Source organism: Actinomycetospora corticicola (assembly GCF_013409505.1).
GTDB lineage: Bacteria > Actinomycetota > Actinomycetes > Mycobacteriales > Pseudonocardiaceae > Actinomycetospora > Actinomycetospora corticicola.
Genome location: NZ_JACCBN010000001.1, coordinates 3,802,615 through 3,825,841, shown reverse-complemented (window position 1 = coordinate 3,825,841; position 23,227 = coordinate 3,802,615). Strand labels below are relative to the sequence as shown.

Genomic DNA, 23,227 nt, shown 5'->3' with positions numbered 1-23,227 from the left:
CGCCGTCGGAACCTGCCCCATGTGCACTTCGGCGCAGGCGCCGCGCGGCCGGCCCGGCTCGCCGTCGCGAGGGTGACATCAGGCAGGTCGGGAGGGCCTGGAACCTGCCCCACGTGAACCTCGACGGAGCCCCCGAGCGCCCGAGATGTGTCGATCTGGTGCACCCGTCCCGGGTGATCGTCCGGCCCCGGCACACTGACGGGGGTGTCCCCGGCCGGTGCGAACGGCCGGGGGCACCCCCATCAGGTCGGGCAGGGGCGGATCAGCCCCCGATGATCGGCTTGCCCATCGGCAGCGACGACCCGCCGTTCGCGACGCTCATCGCGTCGAAGAACAGGTAGACGCCGACCAGCGAGAACGCGAAGACCGCGATGCCGCCACCGAACAGCAGACCCGTGGACCCGCCGGCGGTGCCGAGCAGCACGAGCAGCAGGGCGATGTCGACCAGCACGAACAGCAGCGTGAACACACTCGGCAGCCGCAGCGAGGCCAGCGTGAGCACGACGACGCCGATCAGCCAGGTCAGCAGGAACGTCTCCTGGGCGGCGACCGCCGCGTCCCCGGAGGCGTCGCCGAACCAGTTGTGGCCCAGCCCGAGCACGAGCGTCGAGAAGCTCAGCCAGAAGCCCGCGAAGATCCCGAAGATCGCCGCGACCGGGCCGGCACCGAGTCGGATCGCCCAGATGCAGGCGATGATCTGACCGATGCCGTTGCACATGATCAGGATCGGGACCATCCCGATCGCCGCGTTCGCCGAGGACCCGGTGAAACCGATCAGGTAGAGGCCGAGGGCGACCGAGCCGATCACGAACGTCGGGACCCCGACCAGGGCGGGGTTGGCCGCGTTGGCGGCCGCCTCGGCGGCTGCTGCGTCAGCCGCCCGGGTATCGGCGGCGGCGTGCGCCCCCGCACTCTCGTCGACTGTGGTCATCGCCACTCCTTCGTGCCCATGGTGACGGGCTGCCACGACGTCCGTGCTGCTCGGGACGTCGCGTGGTTGCCCGCTGACCGATCGAGTGTGATCTCACGCACCGCACACGCGCCACCGACCGTCCGTAGGGGTAAGCGCCTGCCATGACGGCCCGTGCATCGGTTCAGGCATGCTCACGGACATGAGGCGCATGCCCCGTTCCACCCGATCGGCCAGTGTCACGGGAGGGGGAGTCGCCCGCCGTCTCCTGACCGGGGCCGTCGCCGGTGCCGCCGGGACCGCCGCCATGACCACCACGGGGCGGATCTACCGCGAGGTCTACGCGCGGCGCCGCGGTAAGGCCCCGTCGGACATCACCGAGATCCTCGACTACGACGACAGCGACCACGTGGTGGTCGCCGCCTCGACGCTGTTGCAGGCGGTCACGGGACGGGCGCCGGAGTCGCCGGGGGCGCGGCGCGCCCTCTTCTGGCTGGTGCACTGGGGCTACGGCTCGGCCGTCGGTGCCGCGCACGCCGAGCTGCGCCACCGCCTCGGTGAGCCCGGGGCCGGCGTGACCTTCTTCCTCGGCTGCCAGACCATGGCGCTCTCGCTCTTCCCCGTCCTCGGGGACACGCCCGTGCCGTGGCGGTGGACGACCCGGCTCATGACCGTCAGCGTGCTCCAGCACGTCGCGTACGCCGCGGCGGTCGCCGGAGCCGACGCCGCGCTCGACCGTGTCGGTCGCTGAGGGGCCCGATCCCGCCCTGGCCCACCGCCGGGGCCACGTGATCGTCTGCGGGTTCAGCGGCCTGGGTCGCCGCATCGTCGAGCAGCTCCACCTGCGGGGCGAGTCCGTCGTCGTGGTCGACGACGCGCCCGCCGCCGCACGGTCCGCCGCGGCGCTCGCCGCGTCCGGGGTCCCGCTGGTGACGGCGGACGCCCTGCTCCCGGGCACGCTCGAGGCGGTCGGCATCGCGGGTGCGCGGGCGGTGGTGTGCGACGAGGGCGGCGACGCCGGGGAGCTGCGCAACCTGCACCTCGCGCTCCAGGTCCGCGACCGGCGACCCGACGTCCGGGTGGTGACGGCCCTCGGCAACGCGGCGATCGGCCGTGCCGTGGCCGCCGACCCGGGCCCCGGCGCGGTGCTCGACGTCGCGGCCCTGGTCACCCCGGCGCTCGTGGAGGCGTGCCTGCGCAGCCCGGTCCACGCCCTCGACGTCGCCGGGCACCGCTTCGTGGCCGTGGCCACCACCGCCCGGGCCCCGGCGACCCTGCGCGCGCTCTACGGGGACCTCGCGCCGCTCGCCGTCACCGGCGGGACGCCGCCGGTCACCCGGATCTGCCCCAGCCGCGACGACCGGGTCGACACCGGGGACCTCGTCACGGTGCTCGGCAGCGACGACGAGATCACGACGGCGGGGGTGGAGGGGTCCGCTCCCCGCCGCCGGACGCCCACCACCCGGCGCGGGGGCGGGCACGACCCGGACGCCGCCCGGGGCCGGGCCGGCGTGCTCGCCCGGGCCGCCGCGGCCGTCGTCGCCGTCGTCCGCGAGTCCGACCGGGGGCTGCGGTGGGCCTTCGCCAGCCTGCTCGCCCTGCTCGCGCTCTCGACCGCGGTCATCGCCGTCGGCTACCGGTACCCCGACGGCTCACGGATGGCGCTGGTCGACGCGCTGTACTTCTCCGTCGAGGCGGTCGCCACGGTCGGGTTCGGCGACTACACCTTCGCCGGGCAGAGCGTCTGGCTGCGGGTCTGGGCGATCTTCCTCATGCTCGCCGGCGTCGCGGCCACCGCGATCCCCATCGCGTTCTTCACCGACATGCTCATCAGCCGTCGGCTGTCGGTCACCGCCGGACGCCGGGCCGCCTCGGCCTCGGTCGGCCACGTCGTGATCGTCGGGCTCGGCGAGGTCGGGGTGTCGGTGATGGAGGCCCTCCTGGCGCGCGGCCGCGACGTCGTCGTGGTGGAGGCCGACCCGGGGAACCGGCACCTGCCCCGGGCCCGCGCCCTGCGCGTCCCGGTGGTCTTCGGCGACGCGACCACCCCGACGGCGCTGCGGGACGCCCGCGTCCCCCGCGCGGCCGCGGTGGCCGTGCTGACCAGCGACGACATGGCGAACATCGAGACCGGGCTCGCCGTCCGGGACCTGCTGGGCGCCACGGCGTCCACCCCCGTGGTGCTGCGGCTCTTCGACCGGGACCTCGCCCGCACCGTCGCCGCGCGGTTCGGGTTCGACACGGTGCGCTCGATCGCGGAGCTCGCCGCCCCGTGGTTCGTGGGGGCGGCGCTCGGGCTGGACGTCCTCGGCACGTTCCCCGTCCACGGGCAGGCCTTCCTGCTCGGCCGCCTGCGGGTGGAGGCCGGCAGCGAGCTCGACGGGCTGGCGATGCGCGACCTGTCGTCGCGGACCCGCGTGATCGCACTGCGACGCGCGACCGGACCCGCGGGACGGGCGCCGCTGCAGCACCCGCCGCGGCGGGACACGCGCTTCCGGGCGGGCGACGAGGCATTCCTGGTCGGCCCCGACTCCGAGCTCCTCGGGGTGCTCGGGCGTTCCCGCGCGCCGCGTCGTCCCGACGGCGACGAGCAGGCCCCTGCCGTCGTCGCGCCCGGCACGCGATGATGGGCGCGTGACCGCGACGATCCTGGACGGCAAGGCCACCCTGGCGACGATCATCTCCGAGCTCGGCGAGCGCGTCGCGAAGCTCGCGGCGGCCGGTCGGCCGCCGGGTCTGGGCACGGTGCTCGTCGGCGAGGACCCCGGATCGCAGTCCTACGTGCGGGCGAAGCACCGCGACTGCGCCAAGGTCGGGATCGAGTCGATCCGGCGCGACCTGCCGTCCGACGCCACGCAGGCCGACGTCGAGCGGGCGGTGGACGAGCTCAACGCCGACCCGGCCTGCACCGGCTACATCGTCCAGCTGCCGCTGCCGAAGGGGCTCGACGCCAACGCCGTCCTCGAGCGGATCGACCCGGACAAGGACGCGGACGGCCTGCACCCCACGAACCTCGGCCGGCTGGTCCTGGGCGAGACGGCACCCCTGCCCTGCACCCCGCGCGGCATCGTCGAGCTGCTCCGCCGCTACGAGGTGCCCCTCGACGGGGCGAAGGTCACCGTCCTCGGCCGCGGCATCACCGTCGGCCGCCCGCTCGGGCTGCTGCTGACCCGGCGCAGCGAGAACGCGACCGTGACCCTCTGCCACACCGGCACCCGCGACCTCGCCGCCGAGGTCCGCGCCGCCGACGTCGTCGTCGCCGCGGCGGGCGTGCCGGGCATCGTCACCGCCGACATGGTCAAGCCGGGGGCGGCCGTGCTCGACGTCGGGGTCTCCCGCGGCCCCGACGGCATCCTCGGCGACGTCGCCGAGGACGTCCGCGAGGTCGCGGGCTTCGTCGCCCCGAACCCGGGCGGGGTCGGGCCGATGACCCGCGCGATGCTGCTGACCAACGTCGTCGAGCGCGCCGAGAGGGCCTGAGCGTTCATGACGACGGGTGGGGGCGACCAGGCGGGCGCGGAGCGCCCGACCGGCACCGACCCGACGTCGGGAACGGGCACCGCGGCGCCCGAGGATGCGGCTTCCCTGCCACTGGACGACAGCAACGACGCTTCGCTGCCACTGGAGGAGGGGCCGCCACCGGGGGAGGGCCCGCGGCACCTCCGGCCGCCGCGCACCGTCGGGGACTACGCCCGCGCCCTGCTCCACCGGCTGCGGGCGCAGGCGCCGCTCGCGGCGGTGCTGGCCGTCGCGCTCGTCGCGTTCGTGCGGATCGGGCTGCAGCACTGGCGCGACGGCACGACGATCCTCGGCGTCGCGCTGCTGCTGGCCGCCGTCCTGCGGGTCGCGCTGCCCGACCGGACGGCGGGTCTGCTGGCGGTCCGGCCGCGACGCACCGACGTCCTCACGTACGCGATCTTCGGCCTCGTGGTCATCCTGCTGTCGCTGAGCATCACGGGCGGTCCGCTCGCGACCCGCTAGACGGGTGAGGAGGACGACCCGCCACACCGCGTCGGTGCAGGTGTCGCGTTGATAGCGTGCGGGGAAGAGGCAACGCACGGGCCTCCCGACTCCGGCCGGGCCCGGCGCGCGCCCCCGAGAACCGTGCGGCGCCGTCTACCAGGCGCGAGAGGAGAGCCCGAAGAGTGGCGAAGATCAAGGTGGAGGGCACCGTCGTCGAGCTGGACGGCGACGAGATGACCCGGATCATCTGGCAGTTCATCAAGGACAAGCTGATCCACCCGTACCTCGACATCGACCTCGAGTACTACGACCTGGGGATCGAGTACCGCGACGAGACCGACGACCAGGTCACGGTCGACGCGGCCAACGCGATCAAGAAGCACGGCGTCGGCGTCAAGTGCGCGACGATCACCCCGGACGAGGCGCGCGTCGAGGAGTTCGGCCTCAAGCGCATGTACCGCTCGCCCAACGGGACGATCCGCAACATCCTCGGCGGCACGATCTTCCGCGAGCCGATCGTCTGCTCCAACATCCCGCGCTACGTCCCGCACTGGACGAAGCCGATCGTCGTCGGGCGTCACGCCCACGCCGACCAGTACCTGGCCCAGGACTTCAAGGTCCCCGGCCCGGGCACCGTCACCATCACGTACACGCCCGACGAGGGCGAGCCGATGGAGCTGCAGGTCGCGAAGTTCCCGGAGGACGGGGGTGTCGCGCTCGGCATGTACAACTTCAAGGCCTCGATCGTCGACTTCGCCCGCGCCTCGCTGCGCTACGGCCTGGACCGCGGCTTCCCGGTCTACATGTCGACGAAGAACACCATCCTCAAGGCGTACGACGGCATGTTCCGCGACACCTTCGAGGAGATCTTCGAGTCGGAGTTCAAGGCCGACTTCGAGAAGGCCGGGCTCACCTACGAGCACCGCCTCATCGACGACATGGTCGCCGCCGCCATCAAGTGGGAGGGCGGCTACGTCTGGGCCTGCAAGAACTACGACGGCGACGTGCAGTCCGACATCGTCGCGCAGGGCTTCGGCTCGCTCGGCCTCATGACCTCGGTGCTCATGACGCCGGACGGCACCGTCGAGTCCGAGGCCGCCCACGGCACGGTGACCCGGCACTTCCGCCAGCACCAGCAGGGCAAGGAGACCTCGACCAACCCGATCGCCTCGATCTTCGCGTGGTCGCGGGGTCTGGCCCAGCGTGGTCGTCTCGACTCCAACGACGCGCTGGTCGACTTCGCCGAGAAGCTCGAGCAGGTCTGCATCCAGACCGTCGAGGACGGCAAGATGACCAAGGACCTGGCGCTGCTGATCGGCAAGGACGCGCCGTACCTCAACACCCAGGACTTCCTCGACGCGATCGACGAGGGCCTGCAGAAGGCGATGGCCTAGGCCGTACGGCCTGTCCCGCTCCGGAACGAACGGCACCCTCGCGCACGACGATGCTGCGAGGGTGCCGTTCGTGCGTTCCGGACCGGGACGCCTGCGACACTCCGCGGCGTGATCGAATCCGAGCACCCCTCCCGCGGCCGCGTGATCGGCGACGGCCTGGCGTGGACGGCGCGCTGGAGCTGGCGGTTCCTCGTGGTGACCGCCGCCCTCGCCGTGCTCGGCCTGCTGATCGGCCAGCTCTGGTCGATCATGCTCCCGGTCTTCCTGGGGCTGATCATCGCGACGGTGCTCGAACCGCCGGTGGCGTGGCTGCGGGCGCGGCGGGTGCCCTCGACGGTGGCGGCGCTGATCGTCGTCGTCGGCGGGCTCGCCGTGCTGGTGGGCATCGTGGTCCTGCTCGCCCCGTCGGTGGCGGGCCAGGCCCCGCAGATCGTGCAGGGCGCGGTCGGCGGCATCCAGCGGATCCAGCAGTGGGTGCAGGGGCCGCCGCTCAACCTCGGGACGAGCCAGATCGGGGCCTACGTCGACCTCGCGGTGCAGCGGCTGCAGCAGAGCGCGGTGCAGATCGCGGGCGGCGTCGTCACGGGGGTCACCGCCGTCGCCAACGGCATCATCAACGGGGTCCTCGCGATCATCATCGCGTTCCTGTTCGTCAAGGACGGCCCGAAGTTCCTGCCCTGGCTGCGCCGCCGGACCGGCCCGGTGGCCGGGTCGCACCTGGAGACGGTGAGCCGCCGCGCCTGGGACCGGCTCGGCGGGTTCATCCGGTCCCAGGCCCTCATCGGCTTCGTCGACGCGCTCTTCATCGGCATCGGCCTGGTGATCTTCGGGGTGCCGCTCGCGCTCCCGCTGGCCGTGCTCACCTTCTTCGGCGCGTTCATCCCGATCGTCGGTGCGCTCGTCGCGGGGGCGCTCGCGGTGCTGATCGCGCTGCTGGTCCAGGGCCCGACGGTCGCCGTCGGGGTGCTGATCCTCATCCTCGCCGTCCAGCAGATCGAGGGGAACCTGCTGCAGCCGCTGGTGCAGGGCAAGGGGCTCGGGCTCAACTCCGCGGTGGTCATCCTCGCCGTCACCGGCGGCAGCGCGCTGTTCGGCATCGCCGGTGCGTTCTTCGCCGTCCCGCTCGCGGCCGTCGTCGCCGAGATCGTCCGCTACCTCGACCAGCAGGTCGCGCGGCGCACCGGCGAGGAGCGTGACGCCGAGGACCCCGCCGACGGCCCCGCCGACGAGCCCGACGCCGAGCCCGAGGAGCAGCCGGTTCCGCCGGGCTCCGGGGCCGGCTCCGCCGAACGCGCCGCGGACTGACCCGCTCCCCGATCGGGGGGTGGGGAGCGACCCGATTCGGGTACGCGTCCTCGGCCCGCGGGGACTCCTCCCCGGCCCTCGGGCCGGAGAGGACCAGACGTGACGCAGGAGATCGTGCCCCTGCCCGCCGGCACACCGCGGGCGAGCGCTCGGCGGAGCCGTGGCCAGCTGATCGGGGACGGCCTGGCGTGGACGTCGCGGTGGAGCCTGCGGCTGGTGCTGACGGCGCTCGGCGCGGTCCTGCTCGGGCTGATCATCGGCGAGCTGTGGTCGATCGTGCTGCCGGTGCTGCTCGGGCTGATCATCGCGACGGTGCTCGAGCCGCCCGCCACGTGGCTGCGCCACCACCGGGTCCCGTCGGCGCTCGCGGCGCTCATCGTCCTGGTCGGGGCCCTCGCGATCGTGGGCGGCGTGATCGCGGCGATCGCGCCGTCGGTGGCCGCGCAGATCCCGCAGCTCGTGAACAGCGCCTCGGGCGGTCTCGAGGACGTGCAGGGCTGGCTCACCACGACGTTCGGGCTCGGGCAGACCCAGATCGGCCAGGCCGTGCAGGCCGGCGTCGACCAGCTGCAGAACTCCGCGACGGCGATCGCGGGCACGGTGTTCTCCGGGCTCACCGTCATCGCGAACGGGCTGATCGACCTCGTCCTCGCGCTCGTCCTCGCGTTCCTGTTCGTCAAGGACGGCTACCGGTTCCTCCCGTGGCTGCGCCAGCAGGTCGGGACGACGGCGGGGGTGCACTTCGCGCAGGTCGGCTCGCGGGCCTGGGACCGGCTCGGCGGCTTCATCCGGTCGCAGGCGATCATCGGCTTCGTCGACGCCGCCTGCATCGGGGTCGGGCTGGTGATCCTCGGGGTGCCGCTGGCCCTGCCGCTCGCGGTGCTGACGTTCTTCGGGGCCTTCATCCCCATCGTCGGGGCCCTCACGGCGGGGATCCTGTCGGTGCTCATCGCCCTGGTGAGCAACGGGCTGACCAACGCCCTCCTCGTCGCGGTGCTGATCCTCGCCGTGCAGCAGATCGAGGGGAACCTGCTCCAGCCGCTGGTGCAGGGCCGCGGGCTGGGCCTGCACGCGGCCGTCGTCATCCTCGCCGTGACCGGCGGCAGCAGCGTGGCCGGCGTGGTCGGCGCGTTCCTCGCGGTGCCCGTCGTGGCGGTGGCCGCCGAGATCCTGCGCTACACCAACGAGCAGATCGACCAGCGCGCCCGCTCGGACGACGAGCACCCGTCGCAGGCGCCGCGGCCGACGGACGCGGAGCTCCTCGCGGCCGAGCGGCCCCGACCGGCGGGCGCCATCGCCCGCTGGGTCCGGCGCCGACGGCAGACCGTCGAGCCGGACGACTCCGTGGCGGCCGAGGACGGGACGAACCCGGCACGCTAGGGCTCTGCGACGAACGGGTGACACGATCCTCCGGTCACCCGGCGGCAACATGCGTGGCCTTCACTGTCGCCTCGACCCGTCGTCGCGAAGGGACTGCCGTGCCGGGACCGATCGAACGTCTCTCCACCCACGTGCTGGACGTGGCCGCGGGGGTGCCCGCGCCGGGCGTGCCCGTGGTCCTGGTGCGGGACGACGACGGGACGGTCCTCGGCCGCGGCACCACCGACGCCGACGGGCGGGTCGCCGAGCTCAACGACGAGCCGTTCGGTCCGGGCGAGGTGACGCTGACCCTCGACGTCGCCCCCTACATGACCCGGACGCACGGCACCGTGTTCCACCCCCGGATCACGGTGCACGTCCGGCTCGACGGGGCGCGGTCGCACTACCACCTGCCCGTCCTCGCCGGACCGTTCTCCCACACGACCTACCTGGGGAGCTGATCGCGCAGTGGGCTTCGTCCTGGGCACCAACCAGTACGGCAAGGCCGAGGTGCGGCTGGTGCACGTCGACCGGTCGACGCCGCGCCACGTCATCACCGACGTGACCGTCACCAGCCAGCTCATCGGCGACTTCGCCGACACCTTCCACACCGGCTCGAACGCCTCGGTGATCGCGACCGACACGCAGAAGAACACCGTCTACGCGCTCGCCCGCACCGGCGGCGTCGGCGCGATCGAGGAGTTCGCGCTGCGGATGGCCCGGCACTTCGTGTCGCCCGAGCACCCCCAGGTGACCGGCGCGCGCCAGGAGATCGAGCAGGTCTCGTGGGACCGGATCGACACCGCGGACGGCCCCCACGACCACGCCTTCGTGCGGGGCGGGACCGAGACGCGCACCGTGGTCGTCACCAAGCACGGGGAGACCGAGACCGTCATCTCCGGCCTCACCGACCTCGTCGTCCTGAAGAGCACCGGCAGCGAGTTCCACGGGTTCCCCCAGGTCGCCTACACCTCGCTGGTGGAGACGACCGACCGCATCCTCGCCACCTCGGTGTCCTCGCGGTGGCGCTACGTCGGCACCGACGTCGACTGGGACAAGGCGTTCGCGGGCGTGCGGGCCACGATGCTCGACCGTTTCGCGTCCACCCACAGCCTCTCGCTGCAGCAGACGCTCTACACGATGGGCACCGCGGTCCTGGAGGAGCACCCGGAGATCGCCGAGATCCGGTTCTCGATGCCCAACAAGCACCACTTCCTGGTCGACCTCTCCCCGTGGGGCCTCGAGAACCCGAACGAGGTCTGGTACGCCGCCGACCGGCCGTACGGGTTGATCGAGGCGACGGTGACCCGCGACGACGTCCCCGCCGACGAGGCCGCGTGGGCGGGGATCGCGGGCTTCTGCTGAGCCGCCCCCTCTAGGCTCCGGCGGCGATGCCCCACGATCTCGTCGTCCGCGCCCGCCGGGTGGTCCTGCCCGGCGGCACCGCCCCCGCCGTCGTGACCGTCTCCGCCGGGCGGATCACCGCCGTCGCCGACCACGACGCCCCGGTCGACGGCCCCGTCGTCGAGCTCGCCGACGACGAGGTGCTGCTGCCCGGGCTGGTCGACTCCCACGTGCACGTCGACGAGCCCGGCCGCACCCACTGGGAGGGGTTCGCCACCGCCACCGCCGCCGCGGCGGCCGGCGGGGTCACGACGCTCGTGGACATGCCGCTGAACTCGATCCCGCCGACGGTCGACCCCGACGCGCTGGCGGCGAAGCGGGACGCGGCCCGTGCGCAGGTGGCGGTCGACGTCGCGTTCTGGGGCGGGGCGGTGCCGCTGCGCGACGGGGTGCCCGACGCCGCCGGTCGCGTCGACCCGGACCGCATGGCCGCCCTCGTCGAGGCCGGGGTGCGCGGGTTCAAGTGCTTCCTCACCGACTCCGGGGTGCCGGAGTTCCCGCCGGTCTCGCACGACGACCTCGAGGTCGCCGCCGCGACGTGCGCCGCGCTGGGCGTGCCGCTGATCGTGCACGCCGAGGACGACGGGGTGCTGTCGGAGTCGCCGCCCGCCGGGCCCGACTACCGCTCGTTCCTCGCCTCCCGCCCGCCCGGGGCCGAGACCACCGCGGTGCTGCGCCTGGCCGGCGTCGCCCGCCGCACGGGCGCCCACGTCCACGTCCTGCACGTCTCCGCGTTCGAGGCGGCCGAGGAGATCGCCGTCGCGCGCGACGCGGGCGTGACGATCACCGCGGAGACCTGCCCGCACTACCTGGCGCTCGCGTCGGAGACGCTCGCGAGCACCGCGGGCAAGTGCTGCCCGCCCGTGCGGTCGGAGTCGAACCGCGAGCTGCTCTGGGGCGCGCTCGCGGCCGGGCGGCTCGACGCCGTCGTCTCCGACCACTCGCCCTGCCCGCCCGACCTCAAGGAGGGCGGCTTCGGCGCCGCCTGGGGCGGGGTGTCCTCGCTCGAACTGGCGCTCCGGGTCGTGTGGTCGGGCGCGGCGGCGCGGGGCCACACGCTCGACGACGTCGTCGCCTGGATGGCCGCCGCTCCGGCGCGGCTCGCGGGCCTCGGGCGGAAGGGTGCCATCGAGGTCGGCCGCGACGCCGACCTCGTCGCGTTCGCCCCGGACGAGGTCGACGAGGTCGACCCCGCGGCGCTGCACCAGCGCCACCGGATCACCCCCTACGCCGGCATGGCGCTGCGCGGCGCCGTCCGCCGCGTCTGGCTGCGCGGCGCCGAGGGCCCGACGACGGGCGCCGGCCGACTGCTCCCGGAGGACACCCGATGACCGACCTCGTGGACCTCGCCTCGCGCGCCGTCGGCGGCGGCGTGGTGGCCGCCAGCGACGAGACGTTCGCCGAGAAGGAGAACCTCGTGACGGCGGCGGCCCCGACGCACGCCGCCCACACGTTCGGGCACAAGGGTCAGGTCTACGACGGCTGGGAGACCCGCCGGCGCCGCGACGACCTCGGCGCGGCGGGGGACGACTGGGCCGTCGTCCGCCTCGGCCTGCCGGGGATCGTGCATCGCGTCGTCGTCGACACCGCCTTCTTCGACGGCAACCACCCGGTGGCCGCCGAGGTCGACACCTGCTGGCTGGAGGGGAGCCGCACCCCCGCGACCGTGGTGGCCGCGCCGTGGGAACGGCTGTGCGGCACGGACCTGAAGGGCAACACGGCGCACGACGTCGACGCCGAGGTGCCCCGGGCCGCGACGCACGTGCGCCTGCGGATCCGTCCGGACGGCGGGGTCGCGCGGCTCCGGGTGCTCGGGGAGGTCCTGCCCGACGTGCGGCGCTGGCGGGGGATCGGGGTGGACCTCGCCTCGCTCGCCGCGGGCGGGCGCGTGCTCGACGCCTCGAACCGGCACTACTCGCCGCCGGAGAACCTGCTGCTGCCGCGCTCGGCCGCGCACATGGGCGAGGGTTGGGAGACCCGGCGTCGTCGCGACGGCGGGTTCGACTGGGTCGACGTCGGGCTCGGGGCCGCGGGTCACGTGCACCAGGCGGTGGTGGACACGACGCACTTCGTCGGCAACGCGCCGGGCACGGTGCGGCTCGTGGCGGTGGGCGCGGACGGCGAGCACGAGCTGCTCGGCGAGACCCCGCTGCAACCCGACACCGAGCACTGGTTCGGCGCCGCGGAGGGCCTCGACGCCGACCTCGTCGTCGACCGGGTGCGGGTCGAGGTCCGTCCCGACGGCGGGTTCGCGCGGCTGCGGCTGCTCGGGCGCCCGACCGCGGAGGCGACCGCCGCAGCCGGTCTGCGGCGGTTCGACGCCGTTCCCGCGGCCGTGGCCGAGGCGGTCCTGCTCGGCTGCTGTGCGGCGCCCGGGTGGTCGGCCGCGGTCGCGGCGGGCCGGCCCTACGGCACGCCCGACGCGCTCGTCGCGGCCGCCACCGAGAGGGTGCTCGCCCTCGACGACGCCGAGCTCGCCGCCGCGCTCGCCGGCCACGCCCGGATCGGCGCCCCGCAGGACCGGACCGGGAGCCGGGAGCAGGCGGGCGTCGCCGACCCGGACCGGGCGGCGCTCGCGGAGGGCAACCGCGCCTACGAGGAGCGCTTCGGCCACGTCTACCTGGTGCGGGCCGCGGGTCGCTCCGGGGCGGAGATGCTCGCCCTGCTGCGCGAGCGGCTGACCCACGACGCCGCGACCGAGGCCGGCGTGGTGCGGGCGCAACTCGCGGAGATCACGGCGCTCCGGCTCCGGGCGCTGTGGACGCCGTGACCCCCACCCCCCGTGGCAGGAAAGCGTCGTTGCCGTCACCGGGTGACAGCGACGACGCTTTCCTGCCACCGGGACGGGGGCTCCTCGACGAGATCGACGTCCGGCTCGCGGCCACCGACGCCGCGCTGGACGCCGACGAGGCCGCCCGGGCCCGCCTCGCCGCGCGCGGGCCCGAACCGGTGCACGTCTGCTACGTCCCCGCCGACCGGGTCACCGCCGACACCGCCCGCGCCTGGGGCGACGAGGCCGCCCGGCTCCTGGCCGCCCACGCCGACGACCCGGAGCTGCCCGACGTCCTCGGCGTCCCGCCCGCGGCGCTGGCCGACGCCGTGGCGCGCGCCGCCCGCACGCTCGACCACCGACCCGTGGCCGACCTCCGCGCCGACCTCGAGGACGGCTTCGGGCACCGCCCCGACGACGAGGAGGACGCCGCCGCGGTCGGCGCGGGACGTGCGGTCGCCGCACTGCTGGCCGGTGGGCGCGCCCCGGAGCGGGCCGGGCCGCGCGTGAAGTCGATGGAGCGCGCCACCCGCCGTCGGGGGCTGCGGTCCTGGGCGCTGTTCGCCGACGCCTTCCGGACGGCGGGTGGGGACCCGGGGCGCCTGCGGGTCACGCTACCGAAGGTGTCGGCGCCCGAGCAGGTCGCGGCGTTCGTGGCGGCGTGCACGGCGCTGGAGGCCCACCACGGGATCGGCCCGGTCCCGCTCGAGCTGCAGATCGAGACGCCGCGGGGCGCGCAGCGGGTGGACGCGCTGGTCGCGGCGGCCGGTCCGCGGGCGGCGGGGCTGCACTACGGCACCTACGACTACTCGGCGGCGCTCGGCATCGCCCCCGACCAGCAGCGCGCCGACCACCCCGCCGCCGAGCACGCCAAGGCGGCGATGCAGGTCGCGGGCGCGGCCGCCGGCGTCCCGGTCTGCGACGGCTCCTCGGCGGTCCTGCCCGTCGGCGACCGCACGGACGTGCTCGCGGCCTGGCGCATCCAGGCCCGCATCGTGCGCCGCGCCCTGGAGCTGGGGATCGGCCAGGGCTGGGACATGCACCCGGGGATGGTCCCGGCGCGGCTCGTCGTCGTGACGGCCTTCCACCGGGCCGGCCTGCGGGCCGCGGTCGACCGGCTGCGCGCCTACCGGGCGGGCGCGTCGTCGGGGACGCTCGACGAGCCGGCGACCGAGCGGGCGCTCGTCGGCTTCCTGCGTCGCGGGATCGCCTGCGGGGCGGTGGACGCCGACGAGATCGACGTCGAGGTCTGAACCACGACCGTCACGCGACCGTCGACGCGGACGCCTAGAGTGACCGCTCACGGCACCGTGGCCGGCACCGGTAGGCAACCGATCCACGGGAGGCCCGATGTTCGTCGTCCCCACGGTCGATCTCGGCCCGTACCTCGACGGCGACCCCGCCGACCGGCCGCGGACCGCCATCGCCCTCGACTACGCCTGCCGCACGGTCGGCTTCGTGCAGGTGGTGGGGCACGGGGTCCGTCCGCGGTCGGTGGCCCGGCTCACCGAGGCCCTCGACGCCTTCTTCGCCCTGCCCGCGGAGACGAAGCGGGACCTGGTGGTCACAGACGGCACCAACCGCGGCTACAGCCCGCCCCGCAGCGAGTCGCTCAGCCGCAGCCTCGGCCTCGAGCGGGCGCGGATGAACGACTTCTTCGAGGCCTTCAACGTCGGGACGGCGGCCGACGGACCGCCCGATGGCGGCGACGGCAATGTCTGGCCGGACCTGCCGGGTTTCCGGGAGGCGGTGGAACGGTGGGTCCACGAGGCCCGGCGGGTGGCCGGGGCGCTGACGACCGCGCTGGGCGACGCCCTCGGCGACCGGGAGGCGCTGCGGCGGCTCGCGAGGAACCCCGTCGAGGTGCTGCGCCTGAACCACTACGCGCTGGCCGAGCAGGACCTCCCCGACGACGCCGACCTGACCGGCATGGGCGAGCACACCGACTACGGCCTCGTCACGGTCCTCTGGGCCGACCGCGTGGCCGGTCTGCAAGTGCTGCACGACGGCACGTGGCACGACGTCGTGCCCGACGAGGGCGCGCTCCTGGTCAACCTCGGCGACCTCACCGCGCGGCTCACGGGCGACCGGTGGCGCTCGACGCTGCACCGGGTGCGACCACCGATCGAGAACGGCCGGGTCCGGCGACGGCGGTCCGCGGCGTTCTTCCACGACGGCGACCCGGACGCCGTCGTCGAGACCCTGCCCCTCGCCGGCGCGCGGCCCTACCCGCCGACCACGGTGGCCGCGCACCTCGCGGCGAAGCTCGGCGGCAGCCGGGAGGGCGCGTTGACGGCGGGGGCCGAGCGCGAGGCCGCCCGCGTCCAGGAGGCGGCCCGATGAGCGACGACGAGACCTTCCTGCGCGAGGCGGTGGCCCTCGCCGAGCGCAACGTGGCCGAGGGCGGCGGACCCTTCGGCGCCCTGATCGTGGCCGACGGCGTCGTCGTCGCCCGCGGGCAGAACCGCGTCACCCGGGACATGGACCCCACGGCCCACGCCGAGGTCACCGCGATCCGCACGGCGTGCCGGGACCGCGGGGACTTCTCCCTCGCCGGGGCCACGCTGTACACCAGCTGCGAACCCTGCCCGCTGTGCGTCGCCGCGTCGCTGTGGGCGCGGCTCGACCGCGTGGTCTTCGCCGCCGACCGGCACGACGCGGCCCGCGGCGGGTTCGACGACCGGGAGTTCTACGAGCTCTTCGCGACCGACCCGGGGACCTGGCCGACCCGGGTGGAGGCGATGGGGTCGAGCCTGGAGCTGGACGCACAGGCGCCGTTCGACGCCTGGCTCGCGAAGACCGACCGGGTGCACTACTGAGCCGGGAGGAGCCATGGACCTGCTGACGGTCGGGACGTACGCCCGCCCCGCCGACGACGACGCGCTGCGCGCGCTCCAGCCGTCCCTCGGGCCCGACCGGGCGGTGCTGGGCGGCGGGTCGTGGCTGTTCTCCGCGCCGCAGCACCACCTCGCCGGGCTCGTCGACCTCACCGCGCTCGACTGGGCTCCGGTCGCGGCGGACGCCGACGGCCTGACCCTGGCCGCCACCGCCACCCTCGCGACCCTGGCCGACCTCGACCCGTCGTCGTTCCCGCAGTGGCCCGCCGTCGCGCTGTTCGCGGGCTGCTGCGAGGCGCTCGTCGGCTCCCGCAAGATCTGGCACACCGCCACCGTCGGCGGGAACGTCTGCCTCGCGCTGCCGGCCGCGCCGATGGTCGCGCTGGCCGCGGTGCTCGACGGCCGGGCCACGGTCTGGACCCCCGACGGCGGGGTGCGCACGGCGCCGGTCGTCGACCTCGTCGTCGGCGCGCAACGCACGTCGCTCGCGCCCGGTGAGGTGCTGCGGTCGATCCGCCTCCCGGCCTCGGCCCTGCGGGCCCGCACCGCGCTGCGTCGGGCCTCGCTGTCCCCGCTCGGCCGCTCGGCGGCGCTGCTCGCCGGCCGCCGCGATCCCGACGGCGGGTTCGTGCTCGCCGTGACCGCGTCGCTGCCCCGGCCCGCCGTCCTGCGCTACCCCGACCTGCCCACCGCCGAGGTCCTCGCCGCCGACGTGGACGCGCTCGGCGCCGAGCTCCGCTGGTACGACGACCCGCACGGCGCGCCCGCCTGGCGGCGGGCCATGACGCTGCGCGACGCCGAGGCGATCCGCCGGGAGCTGGGGGACGGGGCATGACGACGGTGGACGGGGAGCCCGTCCCGGCCCCTCCGCGGGCCGGGCAGTGCCTGCGCACCTACCTGCGCGACCACGGCCACCACGCCGTGAAGAAGGGCTGCGACGCCGGGGACTGCGGCGCCTGCACCGTGCTGGTCGACGGGACGCCCGTCCACTCCTGCCTCTACCCCGCGGTGCGGGCGGCGGACGCGGTGGTCACGACGGCCGCGGGGCTCCCGGAGGGCCCCGACGACCCCCGACCGCGCTTCGTCGCCGCGGCGGGGTTCCAGTGCGGGTTCTGCACGCCGGGGATGGTGGTCACGGCGGCGGGCCTGGCCGAGCGCGTGGCCGATCCCGCCCGTCGGGCCCGCGCGCTGCAGGGCAACCTCTGCCGGTGCACCGGCTACCGGGCGATCGCCGACGCGCTCGACGGGCGGACCGCCACGGCCGCGGGCCCGGTCGGCGCGTCCGCGTCGGCGCCCGCCGCGGAGCGGGTCGTGCGCGGCGCCGAGCCGTACACCCTGGACGGGGAGCCGCCGGTCGGCACGGCGCACCTCGTCGTCGTGCGCAGCCCGCACGCCCACGCGCGGATCACCCGGATCGACACCCGGGCCGCCTGTGCCGTCCCCGGCGTCCTCGCGGTGCTCACCCACGAGAACACCCCGGCCACGCTCTTCTCCACCGCCCGCCACGAGAGCCGGCTCGACGACCCGGACGACACCCGGGTGCTCGACGACGTCGTCCGGTTCCACGGCCAGCGGGTCGCGGCCGTCGTCGGGACCGACCTCGCCGCGGCGGAGGCGGGCGCCCGCGCGGTCGTGGTGGAGTACACGCCGCTGCCGCCCGTGCTCGACGTCGAGACCGCCCGGGAGGCCGCCCCGATCCACGGCGACAAGGGGCCGGACAGCCGGATCGCCGACCCGGCGCGCAACGTGGTGGCCGCCCTGCACCAGGGCGTCGGCGACCTCGCCGTCGGGATCGCGGAGGCCCGCCGGGCGGGCGGGGCCGTCGTCACCGGCACGTGGCGCACCGGGCGGGTGTCGCCCGCGTCGCTGGAGACCCACGCCAGCCGCGCGTGGACCGACGAGGCCGGCCGGCTCGTCGTCCGGACCTCCACCCAGGTGCCCTTCCTCGTCCGCGACGAGCTCGCACGCCTGCTCGGACGGCCCCGCGAGTCGGTGCGGGTGCTCGCCGGCCGTGTCGGCGGCGGGTTCGGGTCGAAGCAGGAGATGCTCACCGAGGACCTCACGGCCGTCGCGAGCCTCGTGACCGGGCGCCCGGTGCAGTGGGAGCTGACGCGCAGCGAGTCGCTCACGGCCACGCCCACCCGCCACCCGATGCGCGTCACGGCCACCGTCGCCGCGCGGCCGGACGGGACGCTCACCGCGCTCGGCGTCGACGTCCTCTCCGACGCCGGGGCGTACGGCAACCACTCGCCCGGCGTCATGTTCCACGGCTGCCACGAGTCGATGGCCCTCTACTCGGCTCCGCACAAGCGCGTGGACGCCGAGGCCGTCTACACGACGACGCCGCCCTCCGGCGCCTTCCGCGGGTACGGCCTGGGGCAGGTGCAGTTCGCGATCGAGTCCGCCCTCGACGACCTCGCCCGCGAGCTGGGCCTCGACCCCTTCGAGCTGCGTCGACGCGCCGCGGTCCGCCCCGGGGAGCCGTTCGTGGCCTCCGCCGACCCGGTCGAGCACCCCGACGACCTGGCCTTCGGGTCCTACGGCCTGCCCGACTGCCTGGACCTCGCCCGGGAGGCCCTCGGGCGTGACGTCGAGCCCGCCCCGACCGGCCCGACGTGGCGGGTCGGCGAGGGGATGGCCGCGGCGATGATCGCCACCATCCCGCCGCGCGGCCACCGGGCCCAGGCGCACGTGACGCTCGACGGGGACGGGCGCTACCGGGTCGACGTGGGCACCGCGGAGTTCGGCAACGGCACCGCCACGGTGCACGCCCAGGTCGCCGCCACCGTCCTGCACGCCCACCCCGACCAGGTCGTCCTCCGCGGCGGCGACACCGACGCGGTCGACGTCGACACGGGCGCCTTCGGGTCCACCGGCACGGTCGTCGCCGGGACCGCCGTCCTCCGGGCGGCGGAGGCGCTCGCGGCCCGGCTGCGCGCGCGGGCCGCCGACCGGCTCGGGGTCGACGAGCACGGCTGCCGGATCGGCCCGGACGGTGTCACCGCCCCGGACGGGCGCGTCGTCGCCCTCGCCGAGCTGGCCGGGGCACGGGGGACCGGCGAGCACACCGGCAGCCCGCGGTCGGTGGCCTTCAACGTGCACGCGGTGCGCGTCGCCGTCGACACCGCGACCGGCGAGGTGCGGATCCTGCGCTCGGTGCACGCGGCCGACGCCGGCGTGGTCGTGAACCCGCAGCAGTGCCGCGGGCAGGTCGAGGGCGGGGTCGCGCAGGGGCTCGGCACCGCGCTGTACGAGGAGATCCGGCTCGACGACGACGGGCGCGTGACCACCCGCGTGCTGCGGGACTACCACCTGCCCCAGTTCGCCGACGTGCCGCGCACCGAGGTGCTCTTCGCCGACACCGTCGACTCCCTCGGCCCGTTCGGCGCCAAGTCGATGAGCGAGTCGCCCTACAACCCGGTGGCCCCGGCGATCGCCAACGCGATCCGCGACGCGACGGGCGTCCGACCCCGTCGGCTGCCGATGACCCGCGACCGGGTGTGGGAGCTCTGCCGGGAGGCCGACCTCCCGGCGTAGGTCGGACGCGGCGCCGGTTCGGCCGACCGGCGTAGCCGCCCGGGTGACGAGTCCGTTCCGCCCGGTGACGTCACGTCTGCGAACGATGCGTGAAACGCGGATGTCACGCCGCCTTCCTAGGTTCCCTGCCGCGCCGCCCGAGCCCGGGTCCGGCCGCTCCCCACCTGTGGAGGTCACGTGCCCCCGACCGCCGGTCCACTGCTCGGCCGCCGATCCTTCCTCCGCTGGTCCGGGATGGCCGCCGGCGCGCTCGGCGGCGGGGCCCTGCTCGCCGCGTGCGGTGGCGGTTCCGACTCCGGTGCCGCTCCCGCCGCGCCGGGCTCGGACCAGTACGGCCGGGTGGCCCTGCAGCTGTCGTGGATCAAGAACACCGAGTTCAACGGCGAGTACGTGGCCGACTCGAAGGGCTACTACCGGGAGGCCGGCTTCGAGGGGGTCGACCTGCTCGCGGGCGGCTCGGCCTCCACGGGCGTCGAGACCAACCTCGTCTCCGGCAAGTGCTGGGCCGGCCTGTCCGCCCCCGTGATCACCGCACCCGCGATCCTGCAGGGCGCCCCGCTGAAGATCGTCGGCGCGACCTACCAGAAGAACCCGTTCTGCATCGTCTCCGCGGCCACGAAGCCGATCGCGGTCCCGCAGGACATGGTCGGGAAGAAGATCGGCGTCCAGGACTCCAACGACCAGGTGTGGAACGGCCTGCTCAAGGCCAACAACATCGACCCGGCGTCGATCAACCGGGTCCCGGTCCAGTTCGACCCGTCGGTGCTCACGACCGGCGAGGTCGACGGCTACCTCGGCTACATCACCAACGAGCCGAACACGCTCAAGGTCAAGGGGTTCGCCACGCAGTCGTTCCTGTTCGCCGACCACGGGCTGCCGCTGGTGGCCGAGACGGTCACGGTGCTGCAGGAGACGATCGACAACGAGCGGGAGAAGCTCAAGGCGTTCCTGCGTGCGGAGATCCGTGGCTGGAAGGACGCCGTGGCCGACCCGGCGGCCGCCACCCGGCTCGCCGTCGAGAACTACGGCAAGGACCAGAACCTCGACTACGCCGAGCAGCTGCTCGAGGCGACCGACCAGAACAACCTCGTCGTGTCCGACGAGACGCGGGCGAACGGCCTGTTCACGATCTCCGACCGGCTCGTCGAGGAGAACCTGCAGGCGCTGCGGCTCGCCGGGAGCGCCGTGTCGAAGGAGCAGCTGTTCGACCTGTCGCTCATCGCCGAGGTCTACGCGGCCGACCCGTCGCTGAAGAGCTGATGACGACGAGCGAGACCGAGCGTCCCACCCCCGTCCACGCCCGACCGGTGGGCACCGGTCTGGACGTCACCGGGCTGACGAAGACCTTCGGCAGCGGGCGGCGGGCGACCCGGGCGCTCGAGGAGATCGACCTCCGGACCGTCGAGGGCTCGTTCGTCTCGCTGCTCGGCCCGTCCGGCTGCGGCAAGTCCACGGTGCTGCGCATCCTCGCCGGGCTGGACGAGCCGACGGCGGGCCGGGCGCTCGTCACCGGTCGCACGCCCGCCGAGCTGCGGCGCTCCGGCGATCTCGGGGTGGCGTTCCAGGACGCCGCGCTGCTGCCCTGGCGCTCGGTGACCGCCAACATCCGGCTGCCGCTGCAGGTCTCCGGGGCGACGCCGTCGAAGGACCCGGACGAGCTGGTCGCCGACCTCGTGGCGCTCGTCGGGCTGGAGGGCTTCGAGTCCGCCAAGCCCGCCCAGCTCTCCGGCGGGATGCGCCAACGGGTGTCGATCGCCCGCGCGCTGGTGCTCGAGCCGCAGGTCCTCCTGCTCGACGAGCCCTTCGGCGCGCTGGACGACATGACCCGCCAGCGGCTCAACCTGGAACTGCAGCGCATCTGGAGCACCCAGGCCGCGACCACGCTGATGGTCACGCACGGGATCGGTGAGGCGGTGTTCCTGTCCGACCAGGTCGCGGTGATGAGCCCGCGGCCGGGACGGATCGTCGAGGTGGTCGACATCGACCTGCCGCGGCCCCGCACCCCGGAGATGATGCGGACGCCGGAGTTCCACGCCCTGCACGACCGGCTCTCCGAGCTGCTGTTCGGCCGGTCCGGAGAGCCCGCGTGACCCGCCCCTGGCTCGGCGGCGCCGTCGGGACCCTCGCGATCGTCGCCGTCTGGTGGCTGCTGGCCGCGACCCTCTTCGCCTCGAACGGCGCGGTGCCGACCCCGCCCGCCGTCGTCGCGAGCGTGGTCGACGACGGGTGGGGCTTCTACTCGGTCCACCTCTCGGCGACGGTGTCGGAGGCGGCGCAGGGGTTCCTGTGGGGCAACGGGCTCGCGATCGGCCTGGCCCTGCTCGTGGTCCTGCTGCCGTGGCTGGAGTCGGTCGTCGTGAACATCGCGGTGATCAGCTACTGCCTGCCGATCCTCGCCATCGGCCCGATCGTGACGGTCGTCTTCGGCGGCCGCACCCCGATGATCGTGCTCGCCGCGATCTTCTGCTTCTTCACCACGGTGATCGGGACGCTGCTCGGGCTGAACTCCGCCGACCGCACCTCGCTCGACGTCGTCACCGTGTACGGCGGCGGGCGCTGGTCGCGGTTGCGGCACGTGCAGCTCATCTCCGCCGTCCCGGCCGTGCTGGCCGCCCTGCGGATCGCCGCCCCGTCGGCGCTGCTGGGCGCGATCATCGGGGAGTACCTCGGCGGGGTCGACACCGGGCTCGGGGTGGCGATGACGATCTCGCAGCAGCAGTACCTCGTCCCGCGGACCTGGGGCCTCGCCCTGGTGTCGGGCCTGGTCGCCGGTCTGGCCTACGTCGCGATCGGCCTGCTCGCCCGGGTCGCGGCGCCGTGGGCCCGTGGCGGCGCGACCGACGTGACGCTGGCCTAGGAGGAATGGATGACGCTCGTGGAGTCGCCGCTGACGGCGGCGCCGGCCGCGCCACCCGCCGTCGGGGGAGGAGGGAGCGCGCTCCGTCTGCTCGGGCGCCGGCTGCTGCCGGTCGGGGTCTCGATCGTCGCGGTCCTCGCCCTCTGGGTCGGGTTCCTGCAGGTGTTCGGCATCCGGCGGGTGATCGGGAAGACCCCGCTCGACGTCTGGGGCTGGCTCGTCACCGCGCCGCAGGCCGCGGCGAACCGCGCCGTGGTGTTCGGCAACCTCGGCATCACCCTGCGGGACGCCGGCATCGGCTACGTCGCCGGCCTGGTGGCCGCGCTCGCCGTCGCGATGGTGTTCGTCCTGTCGCGGTCGGTCGAGCAGGCGCTGATGCCGGTGGCCACCCTGCTGCGCTCGGTGCCGCTCGTGGCGATGACGCCGATCATCGTGCTGGCCTTCGGGCGCACCCTCGGTGCGGTCGCGGTGATCGGGGCGATCGTGGTGTTCTTCCCGGCGCTGGTCACCCTCGTGTACGGGCTGCGGTCGGCCTCGGTCCAGGCCCAGGAACTGGTCGCCGTGTACGGCGGCGGCCGGTGGACCCGGCTGCGCCTGGTGATGCTGCCCTCGGCCGCGCCGGCGTTCTTCGCGGCCGCCCGGCTCGGCGTCCCCGGGGCGCTCGTCGGCTCGCTGATGGCGGAGTGGCTCGCCACCGGCCAGGGGATCGGCGCGGCCCTGCTCAAGGCGATGGGCGGGTTCCGCTACCTCGAGATGTGGTCCTCGGTGGCCGTGGTGACGGCGGTGTCGATCCTCGCCTACGCCCTCGTCGGGATCGTCGAGTCGGTGGTGCTGGCGCGGATGGGCCTGGACTGATCCGGGTCGCCTCGTCGAGATGGCGCTCATAGGTTC

At 74.8% G+C, this 23,227-nt stretch carries 21 protein-coding genes; 20 read left to right on the top strand and 1 reads right to left on the bottom strand.

Annotation, left to right across the window (positions count from 1 at the left end; all coding sequences use genetic code 11):
* Nucleotides 1–262: 262 nt before the first annotated feature.
* On the bottom strand, nucleotides 263–931 hold the full coding sequence (locus BJ983_RS18585; protein ID WP_179795190.1) for a GPR1/FUN34/YaaH family transporter: 669 nt from the start codon (nucleotides 929–931) through the stop codon (nucleotides 263–265).
* 286 nt (nucleotides 932–1,217) lie between these two features.
* Here BJ983_RS18585 and BJ983_RS18580 point away from each other — a divergent pair, with 286 nt between their 5' ends.
* The 20 genes from BJ983_RS18580 (at nucleotide 1,218) to BJ983_RS18485 (ending at nucleotide 23,191) form a co-directional block, all read left to right on the top strand.
* Nucleotides 1,218–1,661 (top strand): hypothetical protein, encoded by a 444-nt coding sequence (locus BJ983_RS18580; RefSeq protein WP_179795189.1) that lies wholly within the window; start codon nucleotides 1,218–1,220, stop codon nucleotides 1,659–1,661.
* Entirely contained in the window at nucleotides 1,648–3,537 is a 1,890-nt protein-coding gene (locus BJ983_RS18575; protein WP_218890347.1) for an NAD-binding protein, read from the top strand. The genes BJ983_RS18580 and BJ983_RS18575 overlap by 14 nt, the downstream gene beginning before the upstream one ends.
* 7 nt (nucleotides 3,538–3,544) lie before the next feature.
* A complete protein-coding gene (locus tag BJ983_RS18570) occupies nucleotides 3,545–4,390 on the top strand; it encodes a bifunctional methylenetetrahydrofolate dehydrogenase/methenyltetrahydrofolate cyclohydrolase (protein WP_179795188.1) in 846 nt (281 codons plus the stop codon).
* A 6-nt stretch (nucleotides 4,391–4,396) separates the two neighbouring features.
* Entirely contained in the window at nucleotides 4,397–4,891 is a 495-nt protein-coding gene (locus BJ983_RS18565) for a DUF3017 domain-containing protein (protein ID WP_179795187.1), read from the top strand.
* 164 nt (nucleotides 4,892–5,055) lie between these two features.
* On the top strand, nucleotides 5,056–6,267 hold the full coding sequence (locus BJ983_RS18560; RefSeq protein WP_179795186.1) for an NADP-dependent isocitrate dehydrogenase: 1,212 nt from the start codon (nucleotides 5,056–5,058) through the stop codon (nucleotides 6,265–6,267).
* A 108-nt stretch (nucleotides 6,268–6,375) separates the two neighbouring features.
* A complete protein-coding gene (locus BJ983_RS18555; RefSeq protein ID WP_179795185.1) occupies nucleotides 6,376–7,572 on the top strand; it encodes an AI-2E family transporter in 1,197 nt (398 codons plus the stop codon).
* A 99-nt stretch (nucleotides 7,573–7,671) separates the two neighbouring features.
* Nucleotides 7,672–8,952: an AI-2E family transporter gene (locus tag BJ983_RS18550; RefSeq protein WP_179795184.1), complete on the top strand. Its 1,281-nt coding sequence runs from the start codon at nucleotides 7,672–7,674 to the stop codon at nucleotides 8,950–8,952.
* Nucleotides 8,953–9,050: 98 nt separating this feature from the next.
* Entirely contained in the window at nucleotides 9,051–9,392 is a 342-nt protein-coding gene (uraH, locus tag BJ983_RS31780) for a hydroxyisourate hydrolase (RefSeq protein ID WP_179795183.1), read from the top strand.
* A 7-nt stretch (nucleotides 9,393–9,399) separates the two neighbouring features.
* Nucleotides 9,400–10,296 carry a factor-independent urate hydroxylase gene (gene pucL / locus BJ983_RS18540; RefSeq protein ID WP_179795182.1) on the top strand — a complete coding sequence of 299 codons (897 nt, stop codon included), beginning with the start codon at nucleotides 9,400–9,402 and terminating at the stop codon, nucleotides 10,294–10,296.
* Nucleotides 10,297–10,322: 26 nt separating this feature from the next.
* Nucleotides 10,323–11,666, top strand: a complete 1,344-nt coding sequence (gene allB / locus BJ983_RS18535; RefSeq protein ID WP_179795181.1) for an allantoinase AllB — start codon at nucleotides 10,323–10,325, stop codon at nucleotides 11,664–11,666.
* Nucleotides 11,663–13,105: an allantoicase gene (alc, locus tag BJ983_RS18530; protein WP_179795180.1), complete on the top strand. Its 1,443-nt coding sequence runs from the start codon at nucleotides 11,663–11,665 to the stop codon at nucleotides 13,103–13,105. The genes allB and alc overlap by 4 nt, the downstream gene beginning before the upstream one ends.
* Complete coding sequence (locus tag BJ983_RS32420) at nucleotides 13,102–14,358, top strand: DUF6986 family protein (protein WP_218890345.1); 1,257 nt, start codon at nucleotides 13,102–13,104, stop codon at nucleotides 14,356–14,358. Before alc ends, BJ983_RS32420 begins: the two co-directional genes overlap by 4 nt.
* A gap of 97 nt (nucleotides 14,359–14,455) precedes the next feature.
* Nucleotides 14,456–15,448 (top strand): isopenicillin N synthase family dioxygenase, encoded by a 993-nt coding sequence (locus BJ983_RS18520; protein ID WP_179795179.1) that lies wholly within the window; start codon nucleotides 14,456–14,458, stop codon nucleotides 15,446–15,448.
* The gene (locus BJ983_RS18515) at nucleotides 15,445–15,924 is read left to right on the top strand and encodes a nucleoside deaminase (RefSeq protein ID WP_179795178.1); all 480 of its coding nucleotides are present in this window, start codon (nucleotides 15,445–15,447) and stop codon (nucleotides 15,922–15,924) included. Before BJ983_RS18520 ends, BJ983_RS18515 begins: the two co-directional genes overlap by 4 nt.
* A gap of 13 nt (nucleotides 15,925–15,937) precedes the next feature.
* Entirely contained in the window at nucleotides 15,938–16,777 is an 840-nt protein-coding gene (locus BJ983_RS18510; protein WP_179795176.1) for an FAD binding domain-containing protein, read from the top strand.
* Nucleotides 16,774–19,479 carry a molybdopterin-dependent oxidoreductase gene (locus tag BJ983_RS18505; protein WP_179795174.1) on the top strand — a complete coding sequence of 902 codons (2,706 nt, stop codon included), beginning with the start codon at nucleotides 16,774–16,776 and terminating at the stop codon, nucleotides 19,477–19,479. The genes BJ983_RS18510 and BJ983_RS18505 overlap by 4 nt, the downstream gene beginning before the upstream one ends.
* A gap of 177 nt (nucleotides 19,480–19,656) precedes the next feature.
* Nucleotides 19,657–20,739, top strand: a complete 1,083-nt coding sequence (locus tag BJ983_RS18500) for an ABC transporter substrate-binding protein (protein WP_179795172.1) — start codon at nucleotides 19,657–19,659, stop codon at nucleotides 20,737–20,739.
* Nucleotides 20,739–21,569: an ABC transporter ATP-binding protein gene (locus BJ983_RS18495; protein ID WP_179795170.1), complete on the top strand. Its 831-nt coding sequence runs from the start codon at nucleotides 20,739–20,741 to the stop codon at nucleotides 21,567–21,569. Before BJ983_RS18500 ends, BJ983_RS18495 begins: the two co-directional genes overlap by 1 nt.
* Nucleotides 21,566–22,336, top strand: a complete 771-nt coding sequence (locus BJ983_RS18490) for an ABC transporter permease subunit (RefSeq protein WP_179795169.1) — start codon at nucleotides 21,566–21,568, stop codon at nucleotides 22,334–22,336. The genes BJ983_RS18495 and BJ983_RS18490 overlap by 4 nt, the downstream gene beginning before the upstream one ends.
* 9 nt (nucleotides 22,337–22,345) lie before the next feature.
* Nucleotides 22,346–23,191 (top strand): ABC transporter permease, encoded by an 846-nt coding sequence (locus BJ983_RS18485; protein ID WP_179795167.1) that lies wholly within the window; start codon nucleotides 22,346–22,348, stop codon nucleotides 23,189–23,191.
* Nucleotides 23,192–23,227 lie beyond the last annotated feature (36 nt).

Coding starts and splice junctions, on each gene's coding strand:
- BJ983_RS18585 (WP_179795190.1), bottom strand. CDS start 931: ATGACCACAGTCGACGAGAGTGCGGGGGCGCACGCCGCCGCCGATACC.
- BJ983_RS18580 (WP_179795189.1), top strand. CDS start 1,218: ATGACCACCACGGGGCGGATCTACCGCGAGGTCTACGCGCGGCGCCGC.
- BJ983_RS18565 (WP_179795187.1), top strand. CDS start 4,397: ATGACGACGGGTGGGGGCGACCAGGCGGGCGCGGAGCGCCCGACCGGC.
- allB (WP_179795181.1), top strand. CDS start 10,323: ATGCCCCACGATCTCGTCGTCCGCGCCCGCCGGGTGGTCCTGCCCGGC.
- alc (WP_179795180.1), top strand. CDS start 11,663: ATGACCGACCTCGTGGACCTCGCCTCGCGCGCCGTCGGCGGCGGCGTG.
- BJ983_RS18520 (WP_179795179.1), top strand. CDS start 14,456: ATGTTCGTCGTCCCCACGGTCGATCTCGGCCCGTACCTCGACGGCGAC.
- BJ983_RS18515 (WP_179795178.1), top strand. CDS start 15,445: ATGAGCGACGACGAGACCTTCCTGCGCGAGGCGGTGGCCCTCGCCGAG.
- BJ983_RS18510 (WP_179795176.1), top strand. CDS start 15,938: ATGGACCTGCTGACGGTCGGGACGTACGCCCGCCCCGCCGACGACGAC.
- BJ983_RS18505 (WP_179795174.1), top strand. CDS start 16,774: ATGACGACGGTGGACGGGGAGCCCGTCCCGGCCCCTCCGCGGGCCGGG.
- BJ983_RS18495 (WP_179795170.1), top strand. CDS start 20,739: ATGACGACGAGCGAGACCGAGCGTCCCACCCCCGTCCACGCCCGACCG.
- BJ983_RS18485 (WP_179795167.1), top strand. CDS start 22,346: ATGACGCTCGTGGAGTCGCCGCTGACGGCGGCGCCGGCCGCGCCACCC.